Origin of the sequence: Neoroseomonas oryzicola (assembly GCF_012163135.1) — a bacterium.
Lineage (GTDB): Bacteria > Pseudomonadota > Alphaproteobacteria > Acetobacterales > Acetobacteraceae > Neoroseomonas > Neoroseomonas oryzicola.
Genome location: NZ_JAAVUP010000004.1, coordinates 417,192 through 440,617, shown reverse-complemented (window position 1 = coordinate 440,617; position 23,426 = coordinate 417,192). Strand labels below are relative to the sequence as shown.

Here is a 23,426-nt window from a genome sequence, read left to right as displayed (position 1 = left end):
GGCAGGCGGCCGGGCCGCCCGCCGGGTCAGTCCTTGCGGCCGTAGATCCGGCGCGCCGCCTCGGGGCTGACGAGCCCGTCCTCGACGTCGCGCTGCACCAGGGCGGGATCGCGATCCTTCGGATCGCCCATGCCGCCGCCGCCCGGCAGCTTCAGCAGCAGGCGCCGGCCCTTCGGGATGACCTGAAAGCCCTTGGTGCGGAGCACGGTGCCGTTGGGGTCGTTCAGGCCCACCCAGCCCGCCGCGCCCTCGCCTCCGCCCTCGCGCCCCTTGGGGGGGTTGGCGACGCGGTCGAAGATGGCGTTCACGGCGAATTCGGCATCGCCCTTCGCGCCGATCTCCATCACCTGGCCGAAGCCGCCGCGGGTGCGGCCCGCGCCAGCCGAGTCGGGGCGGAGCTGCTTCTGCCAGAAGATGACCGGGGCGACGTTCTCGGTCGCCTCGACCGGCATGGTCCGCACGCCCGAGGGGAAGGCCGTGCCGTCCAGCCCGTCCTTGCCCGGCCGCGCGCCGGTGCCCCCCGAGTTGAAGGTGATGATCTCGAAATCCTCGGTCTCGGCCGCCTGGCCCGAGACCTGGGAACCACCGCGCAGCGGCGGGTTCCAAAGCGCCGAGGAGCCTTCCGCATTGACCCGCTGCGGCACCGCCTGGTGCAAGCAGCCCATCATCAGGTCGGGCAGCAGCTGCCCGACGACATGGCGCACCGAGACCGGATAGGGATGCGGGGCGTTAAGGATGCACCCTTCCGGGATGTCCATCTGGAAGGGCAGCAGGGAGGCCCAGTTGTTGGGCACTTCCGGCGCCACCACCACCTTGATGCCGAAGCAGGAATAGGCGCGGCAATAGGCGGGCGGGACGTTGATGCCGCGGTTGGAAAGGCCCGAGGTGCCGGCGAAGTCGACCACGATGCGGTCGTCATACACCGTCATCGCGGCCTTCAGCGTGACCGGCGCCTCGTAGCCGTCGGACTTGATCTCCGAGCTGTAGGTGCCGCGCGGGATCTTCGCGATCTCGGCCAGCGTCGCGCGGGTGCTTGCCTCGAAGATGTAGCCGGCGAGCTCGTCGAGGCTGCCCATCGCGAACTCGTCCATCATCTCGACGAGCCGCTTGGCGCCGGCGTCGTTGCAGGCGCACAGCGAGTAGATGTCGCCTTCCAGCTCGACGGGCGTGCGCGATCCCGCGCGGATGAAGTCGAAGAAGGTCTCGTTCGGGACGTTGCGGTCGAAGCACTTCACGATGGGGATATAGAGGCCTTCCTCGAAGACGCTCCGCCCCTCGGGGCCCATGCCGAGGCCACCGATGTCGATGATGTGCGCGGTGTTCGCGAACAGCCCGACGATCTTCCCGTTGCGGAAGGCCGGCGTGACGACCGTGAGGTCATGCAGGTGCCCGGTCGCGAGCCAGGGATCGTTGGTGATGTAGTGGTCGCCCGGCTGCATCGTGTGCGCCGGGAACTTCCTGAGGAAGTGCCCGACCGATTCCGCCATGGAGTTCACATGGCCCGGCGTGCCGGTCACGGCCTGCGCCAGCATGCGGCCTTCGAGGTCGAAGATGCCGGCCGACAGGTCGCCCGCCTCGCGCACCGTGGTGCTGAAGGCGGTGCGGATCATGGTCTGCGCCTGTTCCTCGACCACCGCGATCAGGCGGTTCCACTGGATCTGGCGCTGGATCTGCGCGAGCGCGCCCGTTTCCTTGCTCATCACGCGGCCTCCTGCGTCAGGTCGAGGTAACCGAGCCCATCCATCCGGCAGGTCCAGGATGGGCCGATCAGGGTGCTGGTCTCCGCCTCCGCCACGATGGCGGGGCCGTGGATCGTGGCACCGGGGTTCATGTGCTCGCGGTCATAGACGGGCCATTCGGCGACTTCGCCGGTCGCCGTGTCGCGCACCATCTGGGTGCGGATCGGCGTCGGCGCCGGGGCGTCGGGCACGGGCGCGACCGGTTCCACATGCGCTTCCACGGTGCGGACGGTGACGGCGAAGGAGAGGATCTCCACGTCCGAGCCGGGCACCGGGCGGTCGTAGAAGCGGGTGTATTCGGCGTCGTAGTCGGCGCGGATCGCGGCAACGTCGGCCGCGGTCAGCGCGCGCGGCGGGATGTGCACCGCGATCTCGTGACCCTGGCCGACATAGCGCATGTAGGCGATGCGCGTTTCCTCGACCGCCGCGCCGAAGGCGCCTTCGGAGACGACCTTCGTCGCCTCGGCCGACATGGACGACAGCAGCCCGTTCACCGCGGCGAGGTCGAAGGTGCCGAAGCGCTGGTAGAGCGACTTCACCACCTCATAGGCCACGGGCGCGCGCAGGAAGCCGATGGCCGAACCCACGCCGGCGCCCGAGGGCACCAGCATGCGCTTCACGCCGATCTTCTCGCACACCCGGTAGCCGTGCACCGGACCGCCGCCGCCGAAGGCGATGACGAAGCGGCCTTCATAGCCCTTGCCGCTTTCGATGGCGTGCACGCGGGCGGCATTGGCCATGTTCTCGTCGACCATCTCGACCACGCCGAGTCCGGCCATCTCAGCCGAGAGCGCGAGCTTGCCGCCGACATGCTCGGCGAGCGCGGCGAGCGACAGTTCGGGCTTCAGCGGCAGCGAACCGCCGGCGAAGAGCGAGGGCTCGTAGCGGCCGAGCGAGAGGTTCGCGTCGGTGACCGCCGGATGCGTGCCGCCGCGGCCGTAGCAGGCCGGGCCGGGATCGGCGCCGGCCGATTCCGGGCCGACCTGGATGCGGCCCATGCTGTCCACCTGGGCGATGGACCCGCCGCCGGCGCCGATCTCCACCATCTCGATGACGGGGATGCGCAGCGGCAGGCCGGAGCCCTTCTTGAAGCGGCCGACGCGCGCGACCTCGAAGGTGCGGGAGGCCTGCGGGCGGAAGCCGTCGATCAGGCAGACCTTCGCCGTGGTGCCGCCCATGTCGAAGGACAGCACCTTGTCGAAGCCGCGCTGCTTCGCGACGTGGGCCGAGAAGATCGCCCCACCCGCGGGCCCGGATTCCACCAGGCGGATCGGGAAGCGGGACGCCGTCTCGATGGTGGTCAGGCCACCGCCCGAGAGCATCAGGAAGAGCGGGCAGGTCAGCCCCGCCGCCCGCAGCCCGACCTCGAGGCGCCCGAGATAGGACGCCATCAGCGGCTGGACATAGGCATTCGCGACGGTGGTGGAGAAGCGCTCCCATTCGCGCATCTCGGGGGAGACCTCGCTCGACAGCGAGACCTTCATGCCCGGCCACATCTCCTGCACGATCTCGGCCGCGCGCTTCTCGTGCACCGGGTTCACGAAGGCATGGAGGAAGCCGATGGCGAGGCTCTCGATGCCCTCGCCCTTGAGGAACTCGACCTGCTGGCGGACCGCCGCCTCGTCGAGCGGCAGCAGCACCTTGCCGGTATTGTCCAGGCGCTCGGGCACGGCCACGCGCCAGCGGCGGCGCACCAGCGGCTGGGGGAGGTCGATGTTGAGGTCGTACTGGTCGTAGCGCGCCTCATTGGCCAACGCGAGCACGTCGCGGAAGCCCTCGGTCGTCAGCAGCGCCGTCTTCGCGCCCTTGCGCTCGATGATCGCATTGGTGGCAAGCGTGGTGCCGTGGATGAGCAGGTCGAGGTCGCCCGGTTCCATGCCGGCCTTGGCGAGCACCTGCGTCACGCCCTCCAGCACGCCCTTCTCGGGCGCGGCGGGCGTGGTGAGCACCTTGGTGGTCCAGCGCTGCTCGCCCTTCTCGATGGCGAGGTCGGTGAATGTGCCGCCGATGTCGACGGCGAGGCGTGCTTTGGCCATGTCGGAGGTCATGATTCCTGGGGCAGGGACTGCGCGCGCCATGCATAGCGCGCGCCAGAGGGGTTCAGAAGACCGCGAGACGCGAATTCAGCAGGTCGGTCACCAGCATGCAGCCGGGGGCGTGGGTGATGCAGAAGGGCGGCTTGCTGGCGGCCACCACCGCCTGGGGCGTCACCCCGCAGGCCCAGAACAGCGGCAATTCGTCCTCGGCGACGGTCACCACGCCGCCGGCATCGACCTTCGCGAGGTCATGGATGCCGATCATCTCGGGCTTGCCGATATGCACCGGCGCGCCGTGCACCGAGGGGAAGCGGGAGGTGATCTGGATGGCCCGGATCGCCTCGGCCGGCCGGAAGGGGCGCATGGAGACGACCAGCGGGCCGTGGAAGGGCCCGGCCGGCGTGGTCGGGACGTTCGTGGTGTAGACCGGGACGGCCTTGCCCTCGTCGAAATGGCGCAGGCGCAGGCCATCGGCCAGCAGCGCCTCCTCGAAGGAATGGGAGCAGCCGAGCAGGAAGGCCACCAGGTCGTCCCGCCAGAGATGGGCGATGTCATGCACTTCCTCGGTCATCACGCCGTCGCGCCAGACGCGGTAGGTGCCGATGTCGGTGCGGATGTCGATGTCATTGCCCAAGGTCGGCAGGGAGGGGTCGCCGGGCTCCGAGGTCGCGAGCAGCGGGCACGGCCTGGGGTTCAGCATGCAAAAGCGCTGGAAATCCGCCGCCAGGTCGCGGGGCAGGATGGCGAGGTTCGCCTGGACATAGCCCGGCGCCATGCCCTGGGTGGGCTGCGTCCAGGCGCCGCGGCGGATGCGCTGGCGGACGTCCCAGCCGGTCTCGTGCTGCGATGGCGCGTGGTCCATGGAAGCCTCCTCGGTCGGGCCGGCATTCCAGCCCCCGGCGCGGCGCCTGTCGAACGCGAAATCTGGATCGGGGTGATCGAAAAAATCAGTCGGGGGCGCCGGCCAGGTCGCGGGCCAGGGCGGCGATGGTCGCCGCGACATGGCTGTCGGGCTTGCGGATATAGGCCACGTGGAAGCCGACATCCGGCAGGGCGACGTCCTCGACCTCCAGCCGCCGCAGCCGGCCCTCGGCCAGGTCCCGTTCCGCGGCAACGAGCTGCACGACGCTGATGCAGACCCCCGCGCGGGCCAGTTCCGCCATGGTCGCGATCGAGGTGCTGCCCCACAGCCGCACCCCTGGCACGCCGGCATCGGCGAACAGGCCGCGCAGCGCCGCCGAAACCTCCGTGTCATGGGAGAAGCTCAGGATCGGCCAGCGGGTCAGCTCCGAAAGGCGCAGCGGCCGGTCCGGCAGGCCGAGGCCGGGGCTCGCCAGCCAGCCGAGCGGGTAGGAGCAGAGCGGCTGGTTCACCGCCCGCGGGTCGTCCACCGTGCCGGCCAGCATGGCGATGTCGATATGCCCGGCGACGAGGTGCTGGCGCAGCGCCGGGGTGATGTCGACCACCATGTCGAGCACGATGCCGGGATGCGCCGCGCCGATCCGCTGCACCAGGCGCGGCAGCAGGGTGTGGGCGAGGGTCTCCGAGATGCCGATGCGCAGCAGGCCGCGCATCGCCGCCGGGTCGGCGATGGCGCGCAGCATCTCCTCGCGCAGGTCGACCATCTGCTCGGCGTAGCGCAGCAGGGCGCTGCCCTCGGCCGTCAGGGTGACGCGCGCACCGCGCTGGAAGATGCGGATGCCGAGTTCCTGTTCGAGCTGCGCGACGCGGGCGGAGACCGCCGACTGGGTGGTGTTCAGCCGCGCCGCGGCGGCGCGGAAGCCGCCGAGGCGGACGACCCAGATGACGGTCTCGAGGGAACGGAGGTCGCGCATGGGGCCTTTCGATGAGGGGCCTTGCCCTGTCCGGACGCCCCCGCCCACGAACCTAGGGCAAAACCCGGTCGGGGGCGGCTGGCCTAGTGAAGCGCCCTGGGGCCGGCCGGCGTGTCGATGCGCGCCGAATAGCGCAGGGCGGCGCCCGGCAGGATGGCCGGCGGCCGGTCCACGGCCAGATCCTGCAGCAAGGTCGCGACGCGATCCGCGTCCGGGTGCTCGAGCGAGAAATCCCGAAGGCGGGCGCCGAGGTCGGCGATGGCGGCCATGGCCCGTGGCTTGCCCCGCCGGTCGATGATGGAGGGCATGGCGCCACCCCATGGCAGGGAACCATCCTCCGGGATGGCGAAATCGAATGCCGGCGCGATCGCCGGCAGCGGGACCTTGCGCCCGAAGATGGCCTCGCGATCCCTGATCACGCCGTCGATGTCGTCCGTGCGGGCGACCCAGCCACGGAGGCGCCGGCCGGCATCCCAATCCCGCCTGACCTGCGTCTGGTCATCGAGGCCGAACCAGCGGCGGCGCCCCGGGGATTCGGCATCCGGGTCCAACGCGACGATCTCCAGATAGGTCATGTCCCCGAGCTGCAGCAGATGATTGTGCGTGCCCATGTAGGTGTGGCGCTGGCCGAAGGGCACATCGAGATCGAGGCAGGCGCGCACATGCGCCACGCCTTCGGCCAGGGTGGGCGCGATCACGGTCAGATGGTCGAGCCTTAGCATTCCGCTGACATTCCCGTGCCGGCGCCATGGTCCCGCGGATCCAGGGGGCCGTAGGGCCCCGGCGGGGTGGCGTGGAGGCCCGATCGCTACTGCGCGGCCTCCGCCGCCCAGCGCTGCACGACGGCGCAGGCCGCGGCGAAGTCCTCCATCCGCATGTCCTCGTGCGGGTTGTGGCTGCCGTTCTGGTTGCGCACGAACAGCATGCTGGACGGGATCTTCGCCTCGGCGAAGGCCGCCGCGTCGTGGCCGGCGCCCGAGGCCATGTCGAGATGCGCGATGCCGAGCGCATCCGCCGCGCGCGCAAGGCCGGCGCGGATGCCGGGGTCCATGATGGCCGCGCGGCTGCCCGTCTCGGGGCCGCGCTCGAAGCGCACGCCGCGGCGGGCCTCGATATCGGCCATGAAGCGGTGCATCGCCTCGAACATCAGGTCGCAGGCGTGCGGGCTGACGCTGCGCACGTCGAGGGAGAATTCCGCCTCGCCCGCGATCTTGGTGAAGCCGGCCTCGGCCGTCGTCGCCATGGTGCAGAAGGTGCAGACCAGGACATGGCCCATGGTGTCGAGGCGGCACCATTCCTCGTCCATGCGGTGCACCAGTTCGGCGAGCGCCGCGGCCGCGTCGCGGCGATACTTCCGCGGCGTCGCGCCCGAATGGTTGTACTCGCCGACGACGCGCGCCTGGCGCAGGCGGCGGCTGCCGGGGATGCCGGTGACGATGCCGATCGGCACCTGCTCGGTGTCCAGCACCGGTCCCTGTTCGATGTGCAGCTCAAGGTAGCCGGCGACATTGTGCGCGCCGAGCGCATGCTCCCCGCGCGCCACCGCATCGGGGTCGAAGCCTTCCTCGCGCATGTGGTCGGCGAGCGTCCGGCCGGAATCCTGGCGCTTGATCGCCAGCCCATCGGGCTTCAGCAGGCCGAGCGACATGCGGCTACCGGGATAGGAGACCGGGAACCAGGCGCCCGCCTCCTCGGCCCGGATCGCCATCACGGTGATGTCGCGCCCGGGGACGAAGCCCGCGCGCTTCATCCCCGCCACGGCGGCGAGGCCCGAGAGCACCCCCGCCGCGCCGTCGTAGTTCCCGCCCTGGCGGACGGAATCGAGATGGCTGCCGATGACAAGCCGCTTCGCCGCCCGGTCGGTGCCGGGCAGCGTCATGTAGAGGTTGCCCGCGACGTCGACCGTGCTCTCGAGGCCGATGCGGTCGGCCGCCGCGCGCACCAGGGCATGGGCCATGCGCTCGCCGGGGCCATAGGCCTCGCGCGTCACGCCCTCGCCATCCGCGCTGCCGGCCCTGAGCCCCGCGAAGAGCTCGGCCGCGAGATCCATGTCGGGGGTCAGGTTCGGCAGCATCGGCATGACTCCTCAGAGCATCGACCGCACGCGGCCGCCATCGACGCGGACCATCGTGCCGGTGATGTAGGCCCCGGTCGTCCCTGCGAGGAAGGCGCCCATCGGGCCGTATTCCTTCGGCTCGCCGACACGGCCGGCGGGGACTTCCTTGCCGGCCTTGGCGATTTCCTCGTCCACCGTCGTGCCGGCCTTCTCGGCGCGCACCGCGGCGGTCTGGGTGATGCGGTCGGTGCGGATCGAACCGGGGGCGAGGATGTTCATCGTCACGCCATCCGCCGCGACCTCGGCCGCCAGCGTCTTGAGCCAGGCCCAGATCGAGGCACGCAGCGTGTTGGACAGCGCGAGCGTCGGGATCGGGTGCTGCATGCCCGAGGAACCGACCACGATCACGCGCCCATACTTCTGCGCCCGCATCGCCGGCATCAGCTTCATGGTGATGCGGATCGGCGAGACGACGATGTTCTGGAACCACTTTGTGAGGTCGGCTTCCTTCATCTCGGACGCGGTGCACACCGGCGGGCCGCCGTGGTTCAGCACGAGGATGTCGACGCCGCCCATCGCCTTCACGGCCGCGTCGGCGAGCTTGTCCATCTCCTCGCCGCTCGACACGTCCGCCTGCACGACGGTGACCGCCGGCGCGCCGAGCGCCTTGAGGTCGGCCGCGGCCTTGTCCATCGCCGCGACGTCGCGGCCGCTGATCGTCAGCACCGTGCCCTCGGCCGCCAGCGCATCGGCGATCGACCGCCCGAGACCCTTGGCGCCGCCCATGACCAGTGCGCGCTTGCCCTTCAGACCGAGATCCATAGTCGTGTTCCCTTCGTCCTGTTCCTGGACCCGGCCGGACCCTGCCTCCTCCCCCGCCCCCTGGCAAGACGGGCGGCCCCGCGCCATGGTGCGGGCCCCGTCCCACGAATCCCGCAGGAAGAGCCCATGGCCAAGCCCGTCGTCCTCGTCACCCGGAAGCTGCCGGAAGGGGTGCAGGACCGGCTCGCCGCGATGTTCGACGCGCGGCTGAACCCGGCCGACGAGACCTGGTACCGTGACGGCGCCGAGATCGTCCGGCGCGCGACCGAGACCGGCGCCGCGGGCATCCTCTGCGCCGCGGGCGATGCGCTGAACGTCCAGACCATCGCGGCGCTGCCGCCCTCCGTCCGCATCCTCGCGACCTTCAGCGTCGGGACCGACCATATCGACCTCGCCGCGGCGAGGGCGCGCGGCATCGCGGTGGCCAACACGCCCGAGGTCCTGTCCTTCGCGACCGCCGAGATCGCCTTCACCCTGATGCTGATGGCCGCCCGCCGCGCGGGCGAAGGCGAGCGCATGGTCCGCGCAGGCGCCTGGACCGGCTGGGCGCCGACGCAGCTGATGGGCGTGACGCTGGAAGGCAAGACGCTTGGCATCCTGGGCTTCGGGCGGATCGGGCGGGAGCTCGCGCAGATGGCGCGCGGCATGCGCATGACCATCCATTACCGCAACCGCAGCCGCGTCGCGCCGGAACTCGAACAGGGCGCGGTCTACCACGACAACGACGACAGCTTCCTCGGCGCTATCGACGTGCTGTCGATGCACATCCCGGGCGGGGCCGAGACGCGGAAATGGCTCGACGCGACGCGGATCGCCAAGCTGAAGCGGGGCGCCATCGTGGTGAACACCGGCCGCGGCACCACGGTGGACGACGAGGCGCTGGTCGCCGCGCTGCGCTCTGGCCATCTGCGCGCCGCGGGCCTCGACGTCTATGACGGCGAGCCGAAGGTCTATCCGGGCTACATGGACCTCGAGAACGTGGCGCTTCTGCCGCATCTCGGTTCTGCCACCATCGAGACGCGCGATGCCATGGGCGCGCGCTGCATCGAGAACCTCGAGGCGCTGCTGATCAAGGGCCAGGAACCGCCCTACCGCGCCGCCTGAATTCCCACCGCAAGGACCCCGCCATGCAGTTCGACTTCACGAAGATCCCGCACGACCAGGCCTACAAGCTCTGCGTCGCCGCGATCGTGCCGCGCCCGGTCGCCTGGGTGGTCAGCCAGGACCGCGAGGGGCGCGTGAACGCCGCGCCCTATTCCTTCTTCAACGTCTTCTCGGACAACCCGGTGGTCGTCGGCATCGGCTGTTCCAAGCGGCCGCAGGGCGCGCCCAAGGACACGCTCGCGAACATCGAGGCGACCGGGCAGTTCGTCGTGAACCTGGTCTCGGCCCCCACCGCCGAGCAGATGAACATCACCGCCATCGACTTCCCGCCGGGCGTGAACGAGATCGAGGAGGCCGGCCTGACCACCGCGCCGTCCTCGAAGGTGCGGGTGCCGCGCATCGCCGAAAGCCCGGTCGCGCTGGAATGCGAGGTGTTCCAGTTCGTCCCGACCCACGGCCACACCATCGTGCTCGGCAAGGTCGTGGCGATGGAGGTGCGTGACGACTGCGTGCTGGACGCAGCAAAGTTCTATCTCGACACGCCGCGGCTCGACCTGGTGGGCCGCATGCACGGGCGCGGCTGGTATGCCCGCACCACCGACCGGATCGAGATCCACCGCATCCCGCTGGCCGACTGGGAAGCGCGGAAGAAGTGAGCGACGCGTAATAGCCGCGTCCAAGGCCGGGCGATCCCTTGAATTCGCCCGGCCCGACGTCACAATCGTTGCGGATGCGCCGGCGCCGATCCGCCGGCCGAGGTCCCTGCCCCGCCCAGCCGAGAGGACGAGACATGACCCTGCGCCGCCGTACCCTGCTGGCGGGCCTTGCCGCCGGCGCCGCCCTGAAGCCGGCCTTCGCCCAACAGGCCCCGTTGCTGAAGAAGCCGATCCCGAGCACCGGGGAACTCGTCCCGATCATCGGCCTCGGTTCCGCCCGCCGCTACGAGGAAGCGCGGACGGAGGCCGACATGGCCCCGCTGCGCGACACCTTCCGCCGCTTCCACGAACTCGGCGGCACCGTGGTCGACACCGCCCCCTCCTACGGCAATGCCGAGGGGATCATGGGCGACATCATGGCGAATCTCGGCATCCGCCGGGACCTGTTCGTCTGCACCAAGGTCGGCGTCGACAACATCGAGCAGGGCCGCGCGCAGATCGCGGACTCCTTCCGGAAGCTGCGCACCGAGCGCATCGACCTGATCGCCGTACACAACCTGCGCGACATCACCAATGAGCTCGCCTATCTGCGCGAACTGAAGCAGGCCGGGCGCATCCGTTATGTCGGCGCCACCACCTCCTTCGACCGGCAGTACGAGGCCTTCGAAGCCATGATGCGGCGCGAGACGCTGGATTCGATCCAGATCGACTACGCGCTCGACAACCGCAACGCCGCGGAGCGCATCATCCCGCTCGCTGCCGAGCGCGGCATGGCGGTCTTCATCAACCTGCCCTTCGGCCGCGGCAGCGTGTTCCGCGCGACGGAGGGCAAGACGCTGCCCGCCTGGGCCACCGAGATCGACGTCACGACCTGGGCACAGTTCATGCTGAAGTACCTGGTCTCCCACCCCGCGGTGACCTGCGCGGTGCCGGGCATGGCGCAGGCGCGCTATGTCGAAGACAACCTCAACGCCGCACGGGGCCGCATGCCGGACGCGGCGATGCGCCGGCGGATGGAGCAGTTCATCGATGGCCTCTGACGCCGCGGCCGCCATTCCGGCGGGCGGGGCGATCCAGGGCTTCCTGCGGCGGGTGATCGACCTCCGCCCCGGCGAAGCGCGCGCCCTCGCCTGGTCGTGGCTCTACGTCTTCGCGCTCTTCCTCGCCTACTACGTGCTGCGCCCGATCCGCGACGAGCTCGGCGTCGCGGGCGGGGTGCGCAACCTGCCCTGGCTCTTCACCGGCACGCTGCTCGCGATGCTCGCGGTCAACCCGCTGTTCGCCTACGCGGTCCGGCGCTGGCCGCGCGAGACCTTCATCGCGATCGCCTACCGCTTCTTCATGCTGAACCTGCTGGTCTTCATGCTGCTGCTGACGGTGGCGACGCCCGAGCAGCATGTCTGGATCGGCCGGGCCTTCTTCATCTGGACCTCGGTCTTCAACCTGTTCGTCGTCTCGGTCTTCTGGTCCTTCATCGTCGACGTGTTCGACGCGGAACAGGGCAAGCGGCTGTTCGGCTTCCTCGCTGCAGGCGCGACGCTCGGCGGCATCGCGGGCTCGGCCGTGACCTCCGGCCTCGTCGAGCATGTCGGGCAGAACTGGCTGCTGCTCGCCTCGATCCTGTTGCTCGAGGTCGCGGTCTTCGCGGTGCGGCGCCTGTCCCGCATCTCCGACGCCTTCAGTCATTCGGTGCAGGGGGACGATCCGCACCGGCCGCTCGGCGGCGGCATCTTCGCGGGGCTGACGCATACGCTGCGCTCGCCCTACCTGCTCGGCATCGCGGCCTTCATCCTGCTCTATTCCATCACCTCGACGGTGCTCTACTTCCAGCAGGCCTCGATCGCCGAGGCCAACTTCCCCACCCGCGCGGCGCGCACCGCCTTCTTCGCCAATATCGACTTCTGGGTGAACACGCTGACGCTCGGACTGCAGCTGTTCCTGACCGGACGGCTGACGGCCTGGCTCGGGGTCGCGGTGATGCTCGCGATCCTGCCGGCGCTGTCCGTCTTCGGCTTCGCCGCGTTGTCGACCTGGCCGACCGTCGCGGTCTTCGTGGTGGTGCAGGTGGCCCGGCGCGTCAGCAACTTCGCCCTCGCCCGGCCGACGCGGGAGGTGCTGTTCACCGCCGTCCCGCGCGAGGACCGCTACAAGGCCAAGAACTTCATCGACACGGTGGTCTATCGCGGCGGCGACCAGGTCGCGGCTTGGTCCTATGCCGGGTTGATCGCCCTCGGGCTGAGCCTGAGCGGCATCGCGGCGGCGACCGTGCCAATCTGCATCGCCTGGGCGGCGCTGAGCCTGTGGCTCGGCTGGCGGCAGCAGCGGATGGAACGCGACGCGGCCTGACAGGGGCGGCCGCACTGGACAGTCCGGCGTGCCGGGGTCAGCCTGGGTCGCAAATTCGCGGCCCGGCAAGGCCGCGCGCCGGAGAGGATCTGTCCATGACCCAGTTCGCGCCCAGCCGGCGCAGCCTGCTGCTGCTCGCCGCCGCGCTGCCCGCCCCGGCCCTCGCCCAGGCCTATCCCGACCGCCCGCTGCGCTTTGTGATCCCCTGGCCGCCGGGCGGCACCAACGACATTGTCGGGCGGCTGGTCTCGGACGGGTTGTCGCATCGGCTCGGCCAGCCGGTGGTGATCGAGAACCGCGGCGGCGCCGGCGGCGCGCTTGGCGCCGAGGTCGTCGCGAAATCCGCGCCGGACGGCTACACGCTGCTGCTGGGCGGGTCGGGCAGCCTGACGATCAACCAGCTCGTGCGGAAGCGCCTGCCCTATGATCCGGCGACGGCCTTCGCGCCGGTCGGCATGATCGGCAGCGGAGCGAATGTCATCGTGGTGCATCCCTCGGTCCGCGCGACCACCCTGCGCGAGCTGCAGGCCGCCGCGCGCGCGGCCAGCCCGCCGCTGAACTACGCGTCGCCGGGGGTCGGCAGCACGGGGCATGCGGCGGGCGCGCTCATCACCCAGGTGCTCGGCGTCGAGATGGAGCACGTGCCCTATCGCGGCACCGGGCCGGCGATGAACGACGTGGTCGCGGGGCGCATCCAGGTCTTCACCAATGCGCTCGCGCCGATGCAGCCGCAGATCCAGGCGGGCACGGTGCGCGCCCTCGCCATCGCCGGGCCGCGGCGCAACGCCGCGCTGCCCGACGTGCCGACCACCGGGGAGGCCGGCTTCCCCGACATCCAGGCGGCGACCTGGTACGCGCTGTTCACCACCGGCGGCACGCCGCCGGACCGGGTGGAGCGGCTGTTCGCCGCGCTGTCCGCGACGCTCGCCGACCCCGAGATCCGCCGGAAGCTCGAAGAAGGCGGCCTCGACGTCGAGCCGAGCGCGAGCCCCGCCGCCTTCGCCCGCTTCGTCGCCGAGGACGCGGCACGCTGGGAGCCCGTGGTCCGCCGCGCGGGCGTCAGCGTGGAGTAGCGCCGCGCGCCCTTGCGGCCCCGTCCCGTTGCGGCAGGATGGTCGGCGGGAAGGGAAACAACGTCCATGATCGCTCGCCGTCACCTGGCGCTCGCGGCCCTGCCGCTGCTCGCGCGCCCCGCCATCGCGCAGGCGCCCTGGCCGAACCGGACCATCCGGCTGATCGTGCCCTGGCCGCCGGGCCAGGCGACGGACCTGGTCGGGCGCATCATGGCGCAGCGGCTGTCCGAGAAGCTCGGCCAGCAGGTGGTGCCGGAGAACAAGGCCGGCGCCGGCGGATCGATCGGAACGGACTTCGTCGCGAAGGCGGCGCCGGACGGCTACACGCTGCTCGCCGCCTCGATCGGGCCGATCTCCTTCGGGCCGCTGCTGCATCGCCTGCCCTACGACGTGGAACGCGACCTTGCGCCGATCGCGACCTTCTCGGGCTCGCCCTATTTCCTCGTGGTGCGCGCCGACAGCCCGGCACGCGACGCGCGCGGGCTGATCGAGATGCTGAAGCGGGATCCGGGCAAGCACAGCTATGCCTCCTCGGGCGTCGGCGGCGCGCAGCACCTGCTCACCGCGCTGATGGTCGCGCGCACCGAGGTCGACGTGCTGCACGTCCCGTTCCAGGGCAGCGGGCCGGCCATGGCCGCGCTGCTCGGCGGCCAGGTGGATTTCGCGATCGAGACGTTGGCCGCGAGCGGCGGGCTGATCCGCGAGGGCAAGCTGCGCGCGCTCGGCAGCACGGTCGGCCGGCGCACGGAGCTGATGCCGGAGGTGCCCCCGCTGCAGGAGGCGCTGAACCTGCCCGGCTACGACTACATCGGCTGGATCGGCATGATGGCGCCGGCGGCGACGCCACGGCCCATCCTCGACCGGCTCTCCGCCGAACTCGCCGAGGCGTCGAGGCTGCCGGAGACGCGGCAGCGGCTCGCCGCCATCGGCACCGAGGCCATTCCGCGCGGGCCGGACGAATTCCGCGCCCTGCTCGCCGAGCAGCGCGAGGCCTTCGGCGCCGTCATCCGCCAGCTCGGCATCCGGCCCGAGTGACCCAGACACACGACCCGAGGACCGTCTCATGACCCGCACCGTCGGCCGCATCCTGGCCGAAAGCCTCGCCGCGCATGACGTCGACCTGATTTATTGCGTGCCGGGCGAATCCTATCTCGGCCTGACCGACGCGCTGACCGAGTTCCCGCAGATCCGCCTGGTGGTCTGCCGCCACGAGGGCGGCGCCGGCTTCATGGCCGCGGCCGACGGGCGGATGCGCGACGGGCGGGCGGGGGTCGCGCTCGTCTCCCGCGGGCCCGGCATCACCAATGCGATGATCGGGCTGCACACGGCCTATCACGACGCGACGCCGCTCGTGATGCTGGTCGGGCATGTCGAGCGCAAGGATGTCGGGCGGCTCGCGCTGCAGGAGCAGAACTATTCCCGCCTGCTGTCGGACGTGACCAAGGGCGTCTTCGAGGTCATCCAGCCGATCCAGGCGAGCGAGGTGATCGCCCGCGCCTTCCACCTCGCCCAGTCCGGCACGCCCGGCCCCGTCGCGGTCATCCTGCCCGAGGATATCTTCGACGAGCCCGCTGAGGGCCCTGTCGTGCAGCCCCGCACCCTGCCGAAGCCGGGGCCGCGGGCGGAAGACCTCGATCGCCTGGCGGAGATGCTCGCGAATGCCGAGCGCCCGCTGGTGCTGGTGGGCGGTGCGATGGCCGCGGGCGGGGAGGCGGCGCTGGCCGACCTCAATCGCCTCGCCGAAGCCTGGTCGCTACCGATCAGCCCGACGCACCGGCGGCCCCATCTGTTCGACGCGAACCACCCGAACTACGGCGGCTACATGGGCATCCGCGTGCCCAAGCCGCTGATCGAAGAGATGAAGAAGGCCGACCTCATGGTCTGCCTGGGCGAACGGCTGTCGGACAGCATCAGCCAATCCTACACCTTCCCCGCCGCGCCGGATCCGCAATTGCCGCTGGTCCAGGTCTGGCCCGACGCCAACGAGATCGGCCGTGTCTGGCGCGTCGACCTGCCGATCGCCGCCGACCCGCATGCCGTCATCCGCGGCCTGCTCACCCGCAACGCGCCCGAGGCAAGCGAAGGGCGTAAGCGCTGGGTGAAGGGGCTGAACACCATCCACCGCGGCCTGCTCGCGCCCGAATGGGACCGGATGGAGGACGGGGTGAATTTCGGCGCCGTCTGCGCGGCGATGTCGCGCCACATCCCGGCCGATGCGGCGGTGACCTCGGATGCGGGGAACTTCTCCTCCTTCCTGCACCGCTACTTCCCGTTCCGGCAGACGCACATGTTCCTGGCGTCGAATGTGGGCGCGATGGGAGCAGCCGTGCCTATGGCAGTGGCAGCCGCCCTTCGTCGGCCCGGAAAGCGGGCAGTCGCCTTCGTCGGCGATGGCGGGATTCTCATGACAGGGAATGAGATTGCGACGGCCGTGCGCGAAGGCGTGGCACCCGTGGTCATCCTGTCCGACAATTCCGGATATGGCACGATCGGGATGCACCACGAAGGTCGTTATCCGGGCCGGCCCTACGACCAGGCGACGCGGCTGGTGAACCCGGATTTCGTCGCCTGGGCCCGGTCCTTCGGCGCCGCGGCCTTTTCCATCACGACCGAGGAGCAGGTCGAACCCGTCCTGGCCGAGGCCTTTGCCGTGACCGACCGGCCGGTCGTGGTGCATGTGAAGTCGTCGGCCCTGCAGGCCTCGGCCTGGAAGAAGCGGACCATGCCGCTGCCCGCCTGAACGCGCCGGGGCGGGCGTGCCCGCCCCCCGTGACCTTTGCGGAATCGTTGCGGCCCTGCCGCCGAAGCCGCAGCGCGCCTCTACGCCGTTCCGACCGATCAGGACCGCGTCGCGCCGCAGCCGCCTTCGCGGCACGCACCTTGCTTGATGCGACTTCCATAGGCAGTCCGAGCACGGGCCCGCCTTCGGAAACGTTGCATCGGCGATGCAGGAAAGGATCGGACCGCTTCACATGCTCAAGAAACTCGCCGTCTGCGCTCTTGGACTCTTTGTGGCGGCAGGTGCCGCGCCCGCATCCGCCCAGGTGGAATTCGGAAGCGGCTTCTCGGCCACCGGCACGGTGACCGGCGCCACCGACTACGTCTTCCGCAACATCAGCCAGACCCGCAACCGCCCGGCGATCCAGGGCTCGGCCGAACTCTCGCACGAGGTCGGGCTCTACATCGGCACCTTCGCGAGCAACGTCGCCTTCCCGAACACCAATGCGCGGCAGGAGGTCGACCTGATCGGCGGCTACCGCCGGACGATCGACAACTTCACCTTCGACATCGGCGGCACCTGGTACACCTACCCGGGCTACAGCGAGCAGCCGGGCCAGTACCAGCTCGCCTACGCCGAAGCGATCCTGAAGCTGAAGTATGAGCTCGAGCCCGTTACCTTCGTCGGCACGGCGGCCTGGTCGCCGGACTTCTTCGGGTCCTCCGGCAACAGCCTGTGGCTCGAGGGCGGGGCGGACTGGAAGACGCCGCTGCATGACATCGTGATCTCGGGCCGCATCGGCTACCAGTGGATCGACAACAACGCCCGCTTCGGCGCGCCCGACTACCTCGCCTACAGCATCTACGTGACGGTGCCGATCGCCTACGGCTTCTCGGTCGCCGCGGGCTTCTACGGCACCAACATCAGCCAGTCCGAGTGCGGCGGCCTGAAGGTCTGCGACAACCGCTTCATCGCCTCGGTCAGCTGGACGTTTTAGTTGGTCCTCAGACGCCGGCGGCGGCCGTCCGGCCGCCTTGGCTTGCGCGCCACGTGCTGGCGCACCGGTGATGGATGATGGTCTGGGCGCGGTCGCGCCTTGCGCTCCCGGCCCGAGGCTCTGCCTCGGGCCGATGTTCTTTGAGCCTCAAGTGTCGGCGGCGGCCGTCCGCCCCCCTGGGCTTCCGCGCCGTCCACTGGCACGCCGTCGACAGATGATGGCCGCGGCGCGGCCCCGCCTGGCGCCCCCGGCCCGGGGCTCTGCCGCGGCCCGACGTGTTTGTGGAGCCTCAAGCGCCGGCGGCGGCCGTCCGGCCGCCTTGGCTTGCGCCCCACGTGCTGGCGCACTGGTGATGGATGATGGTCTGGGCGCGGTCGCGCCTTGCGCTCCCGGCCCGAGGCTCTACCTCGGGCCGACGTGTTTGTGGAGCCTCAAGCGCCGGCGGCGGCCGTCCGGCCGCTTGGGCGTCCGGGCCGCGCTCGCTATTCGGCCGCGGTGCGTGCCGGGTCGAGCGTCACCTGCTTGATGTCGTAGGCGCGCAGGTCCGCGTAGAGCCGCGGCAGGTCGGCTTCGAACAATCCGCGCGTCACCCCGGCGGCGAGCCGCGGCGCCGAGATCGACATCGCGTTGATCGACGACCCCGACGGACCGAAGGACATGCTCGCCCCGATGCCGAACAGGTGGATGTCGCGGATCCAGGGCGTCTCGCCCGGCCGCTTCTCCAGGAATGCGTGGTCGGCGCCGAGATAGGGGAACATCGCCAGGCGCTCATTCGCCTCCTCGGGCGGCGGCGTGTAGCGATCGCCCCAGTTCGCGATGTTGGCCGCACAGCCGGCCAGTTCGGGCACCAGCCGCGCATCCATCCGCACGCCCGTGCCGCAGATCGCGAAATCGGCGGCGAAATCCCCCCGCGCCGTCTCGAGCACCGCGCGCCCGCCCTCTGCCCGGGCGCCCGTCCAGGGCCGGCCGAGATGCATGGTGAAGTTCGGGTAGGAGCGGACGCGGTCGTAGGTCTCCTGCGAGAAGCCCTCCCGCAGGCCGAGGATGTGGGACATGAAGCGCCAGCGCCATTCGTCCGGCATGTCGCCCAGGTGGCGCAGGAAGCCGGCGAAGGTCAGCCAGCGATAGGGCTGGATGTCCATCGGCACGGCGCGGCGGCAGAACAGGTGCACTTCCTTCGCGCCGGCCTCGAGCGCGACGGCGGCGTTGTCGAAGGCCGAGGCCCCCGCGCCGAGCACCGCCACCACCTTCCCGCGCAGCGTCGCGAAGTCGATCGCATCCGCGGCGTGCGCCCGCAGCGATCGCGGCAGGGCGCGCACGAAGTCGGGCATCCACCATTCGCCGACACCTTCCTGCCCGGTCGCCATGACGATTTTGCGCGCGAGCATCACGCCGTCGGAGGTCTCGACCGACAGGCAGGGCAGCCCGTCATCCGTCCGCGCCGGTCCGATGCGGCCCGCGCTGACGCCGTTGCGCACCGGGATGCCGGTGACGCGGCGGAACCACAGCAGGTAGTCGGCCCAGAGCCTGGTCGGGATCAGGTGCAGGCGCGCGAAGTCGGCGGCGCCGAACTGCGCCTCATGCCAGGCCTGGTAGGTCAATGAGGGCGTGCGCAGGTCCGGCCCGGTCTGGTCCTTCAGCGAACGCAGCGTGCGCATCCGCGCGAAGGTCGACCACGGCCCTTCCTGGGCATAGGGCGCGCGGTCGATCACCAGCAGGTTGTCCACCCGGTCGCGCTTCAGCGCGAAGGCGACGGCGAGGCCGCATTGCCCGCCGCCGATCACAAGGCAGTCGAGGACAGGCTTTCCGCCAACGGTCTTGGGCACGAGCCAGGGCGCGCGGGGATGGGCGGTGAGGGCGAGGTCGCGGACGACATCGGCCTCGAGTTCCAGAAGCGTACGGGGAGACGGCATGGTGGCGGTCGGTGGTCCTCAGGGCGCGTCCAGCAGGCTGACGTGGGCCGCGACGACGCGCCAGCCCTCGGGGAAGCGGACCCAGGATTGCTGCTGCCGCCCGATGCGGGCGCTGCCATGGCGCCGGAAGGTGATGGAGGCGGTCGCGAAGTCCCACCCGAAGGTGGTGATCGAGGTGCGCAGGACCTCGCGCGAGAGGCCGACCGGCGAGCGGCCGGCGCGGAAGGCGGCGATCTCCTCGGCGCCGAACAGGTTCTCGGTGGCGCCGAAGCGGACGGTCGCGGGGCTCACCCAGAACAATTCGTCGAGCACCGGCACGTCGTTGGTGACGAGCGCCGTCTCGTAACGGGCGAAGACGGCCTCGACCTCGGCCTTCACCTCGGGGATGTCGATGTCCATGCGTCAGGCTCCGAAGGGGGCGACGGGGGCGCGGGCGATGCCCTCGCGTTCCAGCACGCGGGCGACCCGCAGCGCGAGGTCCTCCCGCCAGGCGGGCGCGATGACCTGAACGGCGAGCGGCAGCGCCGCGCCGGCAGACCAGATGGGCGCGGCGACGACCGGCAGGCCGATGAAGGAGATCGGCTGGGTATAGACGCCGATGTTCGGCCGCAACGGCATCTCGACGCCGTCGAGCGTCACCGTCGCGGTGCCGAGCGGCGGTGCAGACATCGGCGTCGCGGGCGCGAGCAGCACGTCGTGGCGGCGGAACAGATCGGCGGCCTGGTCCGCGAACCAGCGCCGAAATCGCTGCGCCGTCTGCACCCAGGTCGCCGGCAGCAGGGCACCGGCGATCAGGCGGTCGCGCACGGCGGGGTCGAAGTCGCCCGGGCGTTCGCGCAGGCGCGGCAGGTGGAATTCCGCGGCCTCGGCCATGGTGATGAGGAAGGCGGCGCCGCGGGCACGCTCGGCCTCGGGCAGTTCCGCTTCGGCGGTGACGCCGAGGGCGGCGCAGGCGGACGCGAGCGCCGCGTCGCTCTCCGGCAGCCGGTGCCGCGCGAACCAGCCGCCGAGGCGCGCGATGCGCAGCCCCGTGATGCCGCCCTCGAAGCCCTGCCCGATCGGTTCGGGCGCGCGCGCCGAGCAGCCGGGATCGGCCGCATCAGGCCCCTGCATGACGTCGTAGGACGCCGCGAGATCGCGCACCGAGCGCGCGAGCGGGCCGACATGGTCGAGCGCGCCGACGAAGGGGAAGGAATGCCCGCGCGACAGCCGCCCGTAGGTCGGCTTCAGCCCGAAGGTGCCGCAGAAGGAGGACGGCACGCGGATCGACCCGTTGGTGTCCGACCCCAGCGCGATCGACGCCATGCCGCCCGCGACCGCGCCGCCCGATCCGCCCGAGGACCCGCCCGTCATCCGCGTCGGGTCGTGCGGGTTCCGCGACGGGCCGTCATGGGCGTTCTCGCCGGTGAAGTCGTAGGCGTATTCGCCCATGTTGAGCCCGCCGAGCAGCAACCCGCCGGCGGCTTCCAGCCGCTCGACCAGCGTCGCGTCGCGCGTGGCGGGGGGACGGTCGCGATTGATGCGCGACCCGGCACGGGTCGGCAGCCCCGCAATGTCGAACAGGTTCTTCGCCGCGAAGGGCGCGGCCGCGAGCGGCGGCAGCGCCTGTCCCGCCGCGCGCACGGCATCGAGCGCGGCGGCATGGCTGCGGGCGCGATCGGCCGTCACGTCGGTGAATGCGTTGAGCACCGGGTTGCGCGCGGCGATCCGCGCGATCGCGGCCGCGGCGATCTCGGCGGCGCTGGCCTCCCCGGTGGCGAAGGCCGCGGTGACCCCGACCGCGTCGCGGTCGAGCAGCTCGGCGATGCTCATCGGCCGGGCTCGTAAACGGGCGCGGGCTCGACCGAATCGGGCAGCGGGAAGGCCTGGAGGTTGGTCGCGATCGCGCCGGCCACGCGCAGGTTCGCTGCGACCGCGGCGCGCCAGGCGGGATCGCAGGGAATGCCCGTCGCGGGCAGCATCGCGGCGATCAGTGCCTCGGGGTCGGGGGGCGTCGGCTCGGACATGACGGCAGGCTCCGTGGGGTCCGCCGATCATGCAATCCCCGCGCCGGTTGCGAAGGCCTGCGCGCGCCTCCTAGGCTGCCCCCAACGAGATAATGGGAGGACACGACATGGACCGTCGCGGCATCCTGGCGGGGATGGCAGCACTCACCCTGGCGCGGCCGGCACTGGCGCAGGGGACCTGGCCGGACCGGCCGATCCGCTGGATCGTGCCCTTCCCGCCCGGCGGCTCGACCGACCTGTGGGCCCGGCTGATGGCCGAACCCATGGCCGCGGAACTCGGCCAGCCCATCGTGATCGACAATCGCGGCGGCGCGGGCGGCTTGATCGGCACGGAAGCGGCGGCGCGGTCCACGCCCGACGGCCACACGATGCTCTTCACCATCACGACGCATGTCACCTCGCCCGTGGTGCTGCGGCGGTTTCCCTATGATCCGGTCAACGACTTCGCCCCGATCGGCAAGCTCGGCGTCACGCCGCTGGTGCTCTGCGCCTCGCCTTCCACCCAGGGGAACACGGTGCAGGAGTTCGTCGCCTGGGCGCGGGGGAAGGACCTTTCCTACGGCTCCTATGCGCCGGGATCCTCGGGGCATGCCTATGGGCAGATGTTCTCGGACGAGGCGCGGCTGAACATGACCCATGTCGCCTATCGCGGCGAAGGGCCGATGCTGCAGGACATGCTCGCGGGCAACGTCGCCTGCGCTTTCCATTCCATGGCGGCGAGCGGTGGGGCGATCCGCTCGCGGCGCATCCGTCCGCTGGCGCTGTCGGGCACGCGGCGGCTGCCCTCGCTGCCCGAGGTGCCGCTGATGGAGGAGGCCGGCTTCTCGAAGCGCTTCGCCTTCTCGGGCTTCATCGGCCTGCTGGCGCCGGCGCGCACGCCGCAGCCGATCGTCGACCGCACGGCCGACCTGTTCCGCCGCGTCGTGGAGAATCCGGCGACCCAGCGCCGGCTGCTCGAGATCGACACCATCCCGGACTGGCTGGGCCCCGCCGCCTTCCGCGAGGACATCGCCCGCTGCCTGCGGGAATGGGAGGTGATCGCGACGGAGCTGAACCTTTTCGTCCAGGGTTAGGCACAGTGGCGCCTTGATTTGGCCAGAGCGGTGCTGTTCCTGGGACCGATCGCCCGGAATGTCCCATGACCACCCCTGACGCGCCCGCCCTGTCCGTCGTCGTCCCTGCCTATAACGAGCAGGAGGTCCTGCCCGAGTTCCATCGCCGTCTGGCCGCGGCGCTGGCGGATATCGGCATGTCCTGGGAGGTCGTCTACGTGAACGACGGGTCCCGCGACACGACGCTGTCGGTGATGATCGGCATCCAGGCGCAGGACCCGCGCGCGGCGGTGGTCAACCTTTCCCGCAACTTCGGCAAGGAGATCGCGCTCACCGCGGGCCTGGACCATGCGCGGGGGACCGAGGCGGTGGTCGTCATCGACGCCGACCTGCAGGACCCGCCCGAGGTCATCCCCGCCCTGGTCGCGACCTGGCGGGAGGGCTTCGACGTCGTCTACGCCCAGCGCAACACGCGCGAGGGCGAGACCTGGCTGAAGAAGGCGACGGCGGCCGGCTTCTACCGCGTCATGCAGCGGATCGGCGGCAAGGTGCATCTGCCGCCCGACACCGGCGACTTCCGCCTGATGTCCCGCCGCGCCATCGATGCCCTGCTGCAGTTGCGCGAGCAGCACCGCTTCATGAAAGGGCTGTTCGCCTGGATCGGCTTCCCGTCCAAGGCGGTGCGCTACGACCGCGCGCCGCGCGCGGCGGGCGAGACGAAGTGGAACTACTGGAAGCTGTGGAACTTCTCACTGGAGGGGATCACCTCCTTCACCGTGGCGCCGTTGAAGGTCGCGACCTATGTCGGTTTGCTCACAGCGATCGGCGCCGTGATCTACCTGTCGCAGCTGGTCGTCCGCACGGTGTTCTTCGGCAATCCCGTCGCCGGCTATCCCAGCCTGCTCGCCGTCGTGCTGTTCCTGGGCGGGGTGCAGATGATGATGCTGGGCATCATCGGGGAATATCTCGGGCGCATCTTCAACGAGACGAAGCAGCGGCCGCTCTATTTCGCCGAGCGCTACCTGCCGAGCCGCAGCCGGGACGCGTGATGCGACGGAGGGCGGCGCCCCTC

General features: G+C 70.8%; 21 protein-coding genes. 10 read left to right on the top strand and 11 right to left on the bottom strand.

Annotated elements, in window-relative coordinates; all coding sequences use genetic code 11:
• Positions 1-26: 26 nt before the first annotated feature.
• From GWK15_RS16915 to GWK15_RS16885, 7 genes are all read right to left on the bottom strand, one after another.
• Positions 27-1,700, bottom strand: coding sequence for a hydantoinase B/oxoprolinase family protein (locus tag GWK15_RS16915; protein WP_168042518.1), 1,674 nt, complete (start codon positions 1,698-1,700; stop codon positions 27-29).
• Positions 1,700-3,775 carry a hydantoinase/oxoprolinase family protein gene (locus GWK15_RS16910; RefSeq protein WP_209442248.1) on the bottom strand — a complete coding sequence of 692 codons (2,076 nt, stop codon included), beginning with the start codon at positions 3,773-3,775 and terminating at the stop codon, positions 1,700-1,702. The genes GWK15_RS16915 and GWK15_RS16910 overlap by 1 nt, the downstream gene beginning before the upstream one ends.
• Before the next feature lie 64 nt (positions 3,776-3,839).
• Positions 3,840-4,637 carry a putative hydro-lyase gene (locus GWK15_RS16905; RefSeq protein WP_168042516.1) on the bottom strand — a complete coding sequence of 266 codons (798 nt, stop codon included), beginning with the start codon at positions 4,635-4,637 and terminating at the stop codon, positions 3,840-3,842.
• An 85-nt stretch (positions 4,638-4,722) separates the two neighbouring features.
• Entirely contained in the window at positions 4,723-5,610 is an 888-nt protein-coding gene (locus GWK15_RS16900) for a LysR family transcriptional regulator (RefSeq protein WP_168042515.1), read from the bottom strand.
• Between the two features lie 83 nt (positions 5,611-5,693).
• Positions 5,694-6,332: a VOC family protein gene (locus tag GWK15_RS16895; RefSeq protein ID WP_168042514.1), complete on the bottom strand. Its 639-nt coding sequence runs from the start codon at positions 6,330-6,332 to the stop codon at positions 5,694-5,696.
• Positions 6,333-6,418: 86 nt separating this feature from the next.
• Positions 6,419-7,684 carry a Zn-dependent hydrolase gene (locus tag GWK15_RS16890; protein ID WP_209442247.1) on the bottom strand — a complete coding sequence of 422 codons (1,266 nt, stop codon included), beginning with the start codon at positions 7,682-7,684 and terminating at the stop codon, positions 6,419-6,421.
• Positions 7,685-7,696: 12 nt separating this feature from the next.
• The gene (locus GWK15_RS16885; RefSeq protein WP_168042512.1) at positions 7,697-8,488 is read right to left on the bottom strand and encodes an SDR family oxidoreductase; all 792 of its coding nucleotides are present in this window, start codon (positions 8,486-8,488) and stop codon (positions 7,697-7,699) included.
• 126 nt (positions 8,489-8,614) lie between these two features.
• On the opposite strand from GWK15_RS16885, the gene GWK15_RS16880 reads away from it, so the two are divergent.
• The 8 genes from GWK15_RS16880 to GWK15_RS16845 all read left to right on the top strand — a co-directional run bounded on the left by GWK15_RS16880 (position 8,615) and on the right by GWK15_RS16845 (position 17,383).
• A complete protein-coding gene (locus GWK15_RS16880) occupies positions 8,615-9,592 on the top strand; it encodes a 2-hydroxyacid dehydrogenase (RefSeq protein ID WP_168042511.1) in 978 nt (325 codons plus the stop codon).
• Positions 9,593-9,615: 23 nt separating this feature from the next.
• On the top strand, positions 9,616-10,248 hold the full coding sequence (locus GWK15_RS16875) for a flavin reductase family protein (protein WP_168042510.1): 633 nt from the start codon (positions 9,616-9,618) through the stop codon (positions 10,246-10,248).
• Positions 10,249-10,382: 134 nt separating this feature from the next.
• Entirely contained in the window at positions 10,383-11,288 is a 906-nt protein-coding gene (locus tag GWK15_RS16870; RefSeq protein ID WP_168042509.1) for an aldo/keto reductase, read from the top strand.
• Positions 11,278-12,594 carry an NTP/NDP exchange transporter gene (locus GWK15_RS16865; RefSeq protein WP_168042508.1) on the top strand — a complete coding sequence of 439 codons (1,317 nt, stop codon included), beginning with the start codon at positions 11,278-11,280 and terminating at the stop codon, positions 12,592-12,594. The genes GWK15_RS16870 and GWK15_RS16865 overlap by 11 nt, the downstream gene beginning before the upstream one ends.
• Before the next feature lie 95 nt (positions 12,595-12,689).
• Positions 12,690-13,667, top strand: coding sequence for a Bug family tripartite tricarboxylate transporter substrate binding protein (locus tag GWK15_RS16860; RefSeq protein ID WP_168042507.1), 978 nt, complete (start codon positions 12,690-12,692; stop codon positions 13,665-13,667).
• Positions 13,668-13,733: 66 nt separating this feature from the next.
• Positions 13,734-14,702, top strand: a complete 969-nt coding sequence (locus GWK15_RS16855) for a Bug family tripartite tricarboxylate transporter substrate binding protein (protein ID WP_168042506.1) — start codon at positions 13,734-13,736, stop codon at positions 14,700-14,702.
• Positions 14,703-14,730: 28 nt separating this feature from the next.
• Positions 14,731-16,407: a thiamine pyrophosphate-dependent enzyme gene (locus GWK15_RS16850; RefSeq protein WP_168042505.1), complete on the top strand. Its 1,677-nt coding sequence runs from the start codon at positions 14,731-14,733 to the stop codon at positions 16,405-16,407.
• A 205-nt stretch (positions 16,408-16,612) separates the two neighbouring features.
• The gene (locus tag GWK15_RS16845; protein WP_338147273.1) at positions 16,613-17,383 is read left to right on the top strand and encodes a TorF family putative porin; all 771 of its coding nucleotides are present in this window, start codon (positions 16,613-16,615) and stop codon (positions 17,381-17,383) included.
• 482 nt (positions 17,384-17,865) lie between these two features.
• Here the strand turns inward: GWK15_RS16845 and GWK15_RS16840 are convergent, their stop codons facing one another.
• Genes GWK15_RS16840 through GWK15_RS16825 form a run of 4 tightly spaced genes read right to left on the bottom strand, consistent with a single transcriptional unit; the run spans position 17,866 to position 21,302 of the window.
• Positions 17,866-19,296 carry an NAD(P)-binding domain-containing protein gene (locus GWK15_RS16840; RefSeq protein WP_168042503.1) on the bottom strand — a complete coding sequence of 477 codons (1,431 nt, stop codon included), beginning with the start codon at positions 19,294-19,296 and terminating at the stop codon, positions 17,866-17,868.
• Positions 19,297-19,314: 18 nt separating this feature from the next.
• Positions 19,315-19,695 (bottom strand): oxalurate catabolism protein HpxZ, encoded by a 381-nt coding sequence (gene hpxZ / locus GWK15_RS16835; RefSeq protein ID WP_168042502.1) that lies wholly within the window; start codon positions 19,693-19,695, stop codon positions 19,315-19,317.
• A gap of 3 nt (positions 19,696-19,698) precedes the next feature.
• The gene (locus tag GWK15_RS16830; RefSeq protein WP_168042501.1) at positions 19,699-21,108 is read right to left on the bottom strand and encodes an AtzE family amidohydrolase; all 1,410 of its coding nucleotides are present in this window, start codon (positions 21,106-21,108) and stop codon (positions 19,699-19,701) included.
• Positions 21,105-21,302 carry a DUF4089 domain-containing protein gene (locus GWK15_RS16825; protein ID WP_168042500.1) on the bottom strand — a complete coding sequence of 66 codons (198 nt, stop codon included), beginning with the start codon at positions 21,300-21,302 and terminating at the stop codon, positions 21,105-21,107. The genes GWK15_RS16830 and GWK15_RS16825 overlap by 4 nt, the downstream gene beginning before the upstream one ends.
• 107 nt (positions 21,303-21,409) lie before the next feature.
• Between GWK15_RS16825 and GWK15_RS16820 the strand changes: the two genes are divergently transcribed.
• The gene (locus tag GWK15_RS16820; RefSeq protein WP_168042499.1) at positions 21,410-22,375 is read left to right on the top strand and encodes a Bug family tripartite tricarboxylate transporter substrate binding protein; all 966 of its coding nucleotides are present in this window, start codon (positions 21,410-21,412) and stop codon (positions 22,373-22,375) included.
• 65 nt (positions 22,376-22,440) lie between these two features.
• Positions 22,441-23,403: a glycosyltransferase family 2 protein gene (locus tag GWK15_RS16815; protein ID WP_168042498.1), complete on the top strand. Its 963-nt coding sequence runs from the start codon at positions 22,441-22,443 to the stop codon at positions 23,401-23,403.
• The last annotated feature ends 23 nt before the right edge of the window (positions 23,404-23,426 follow it).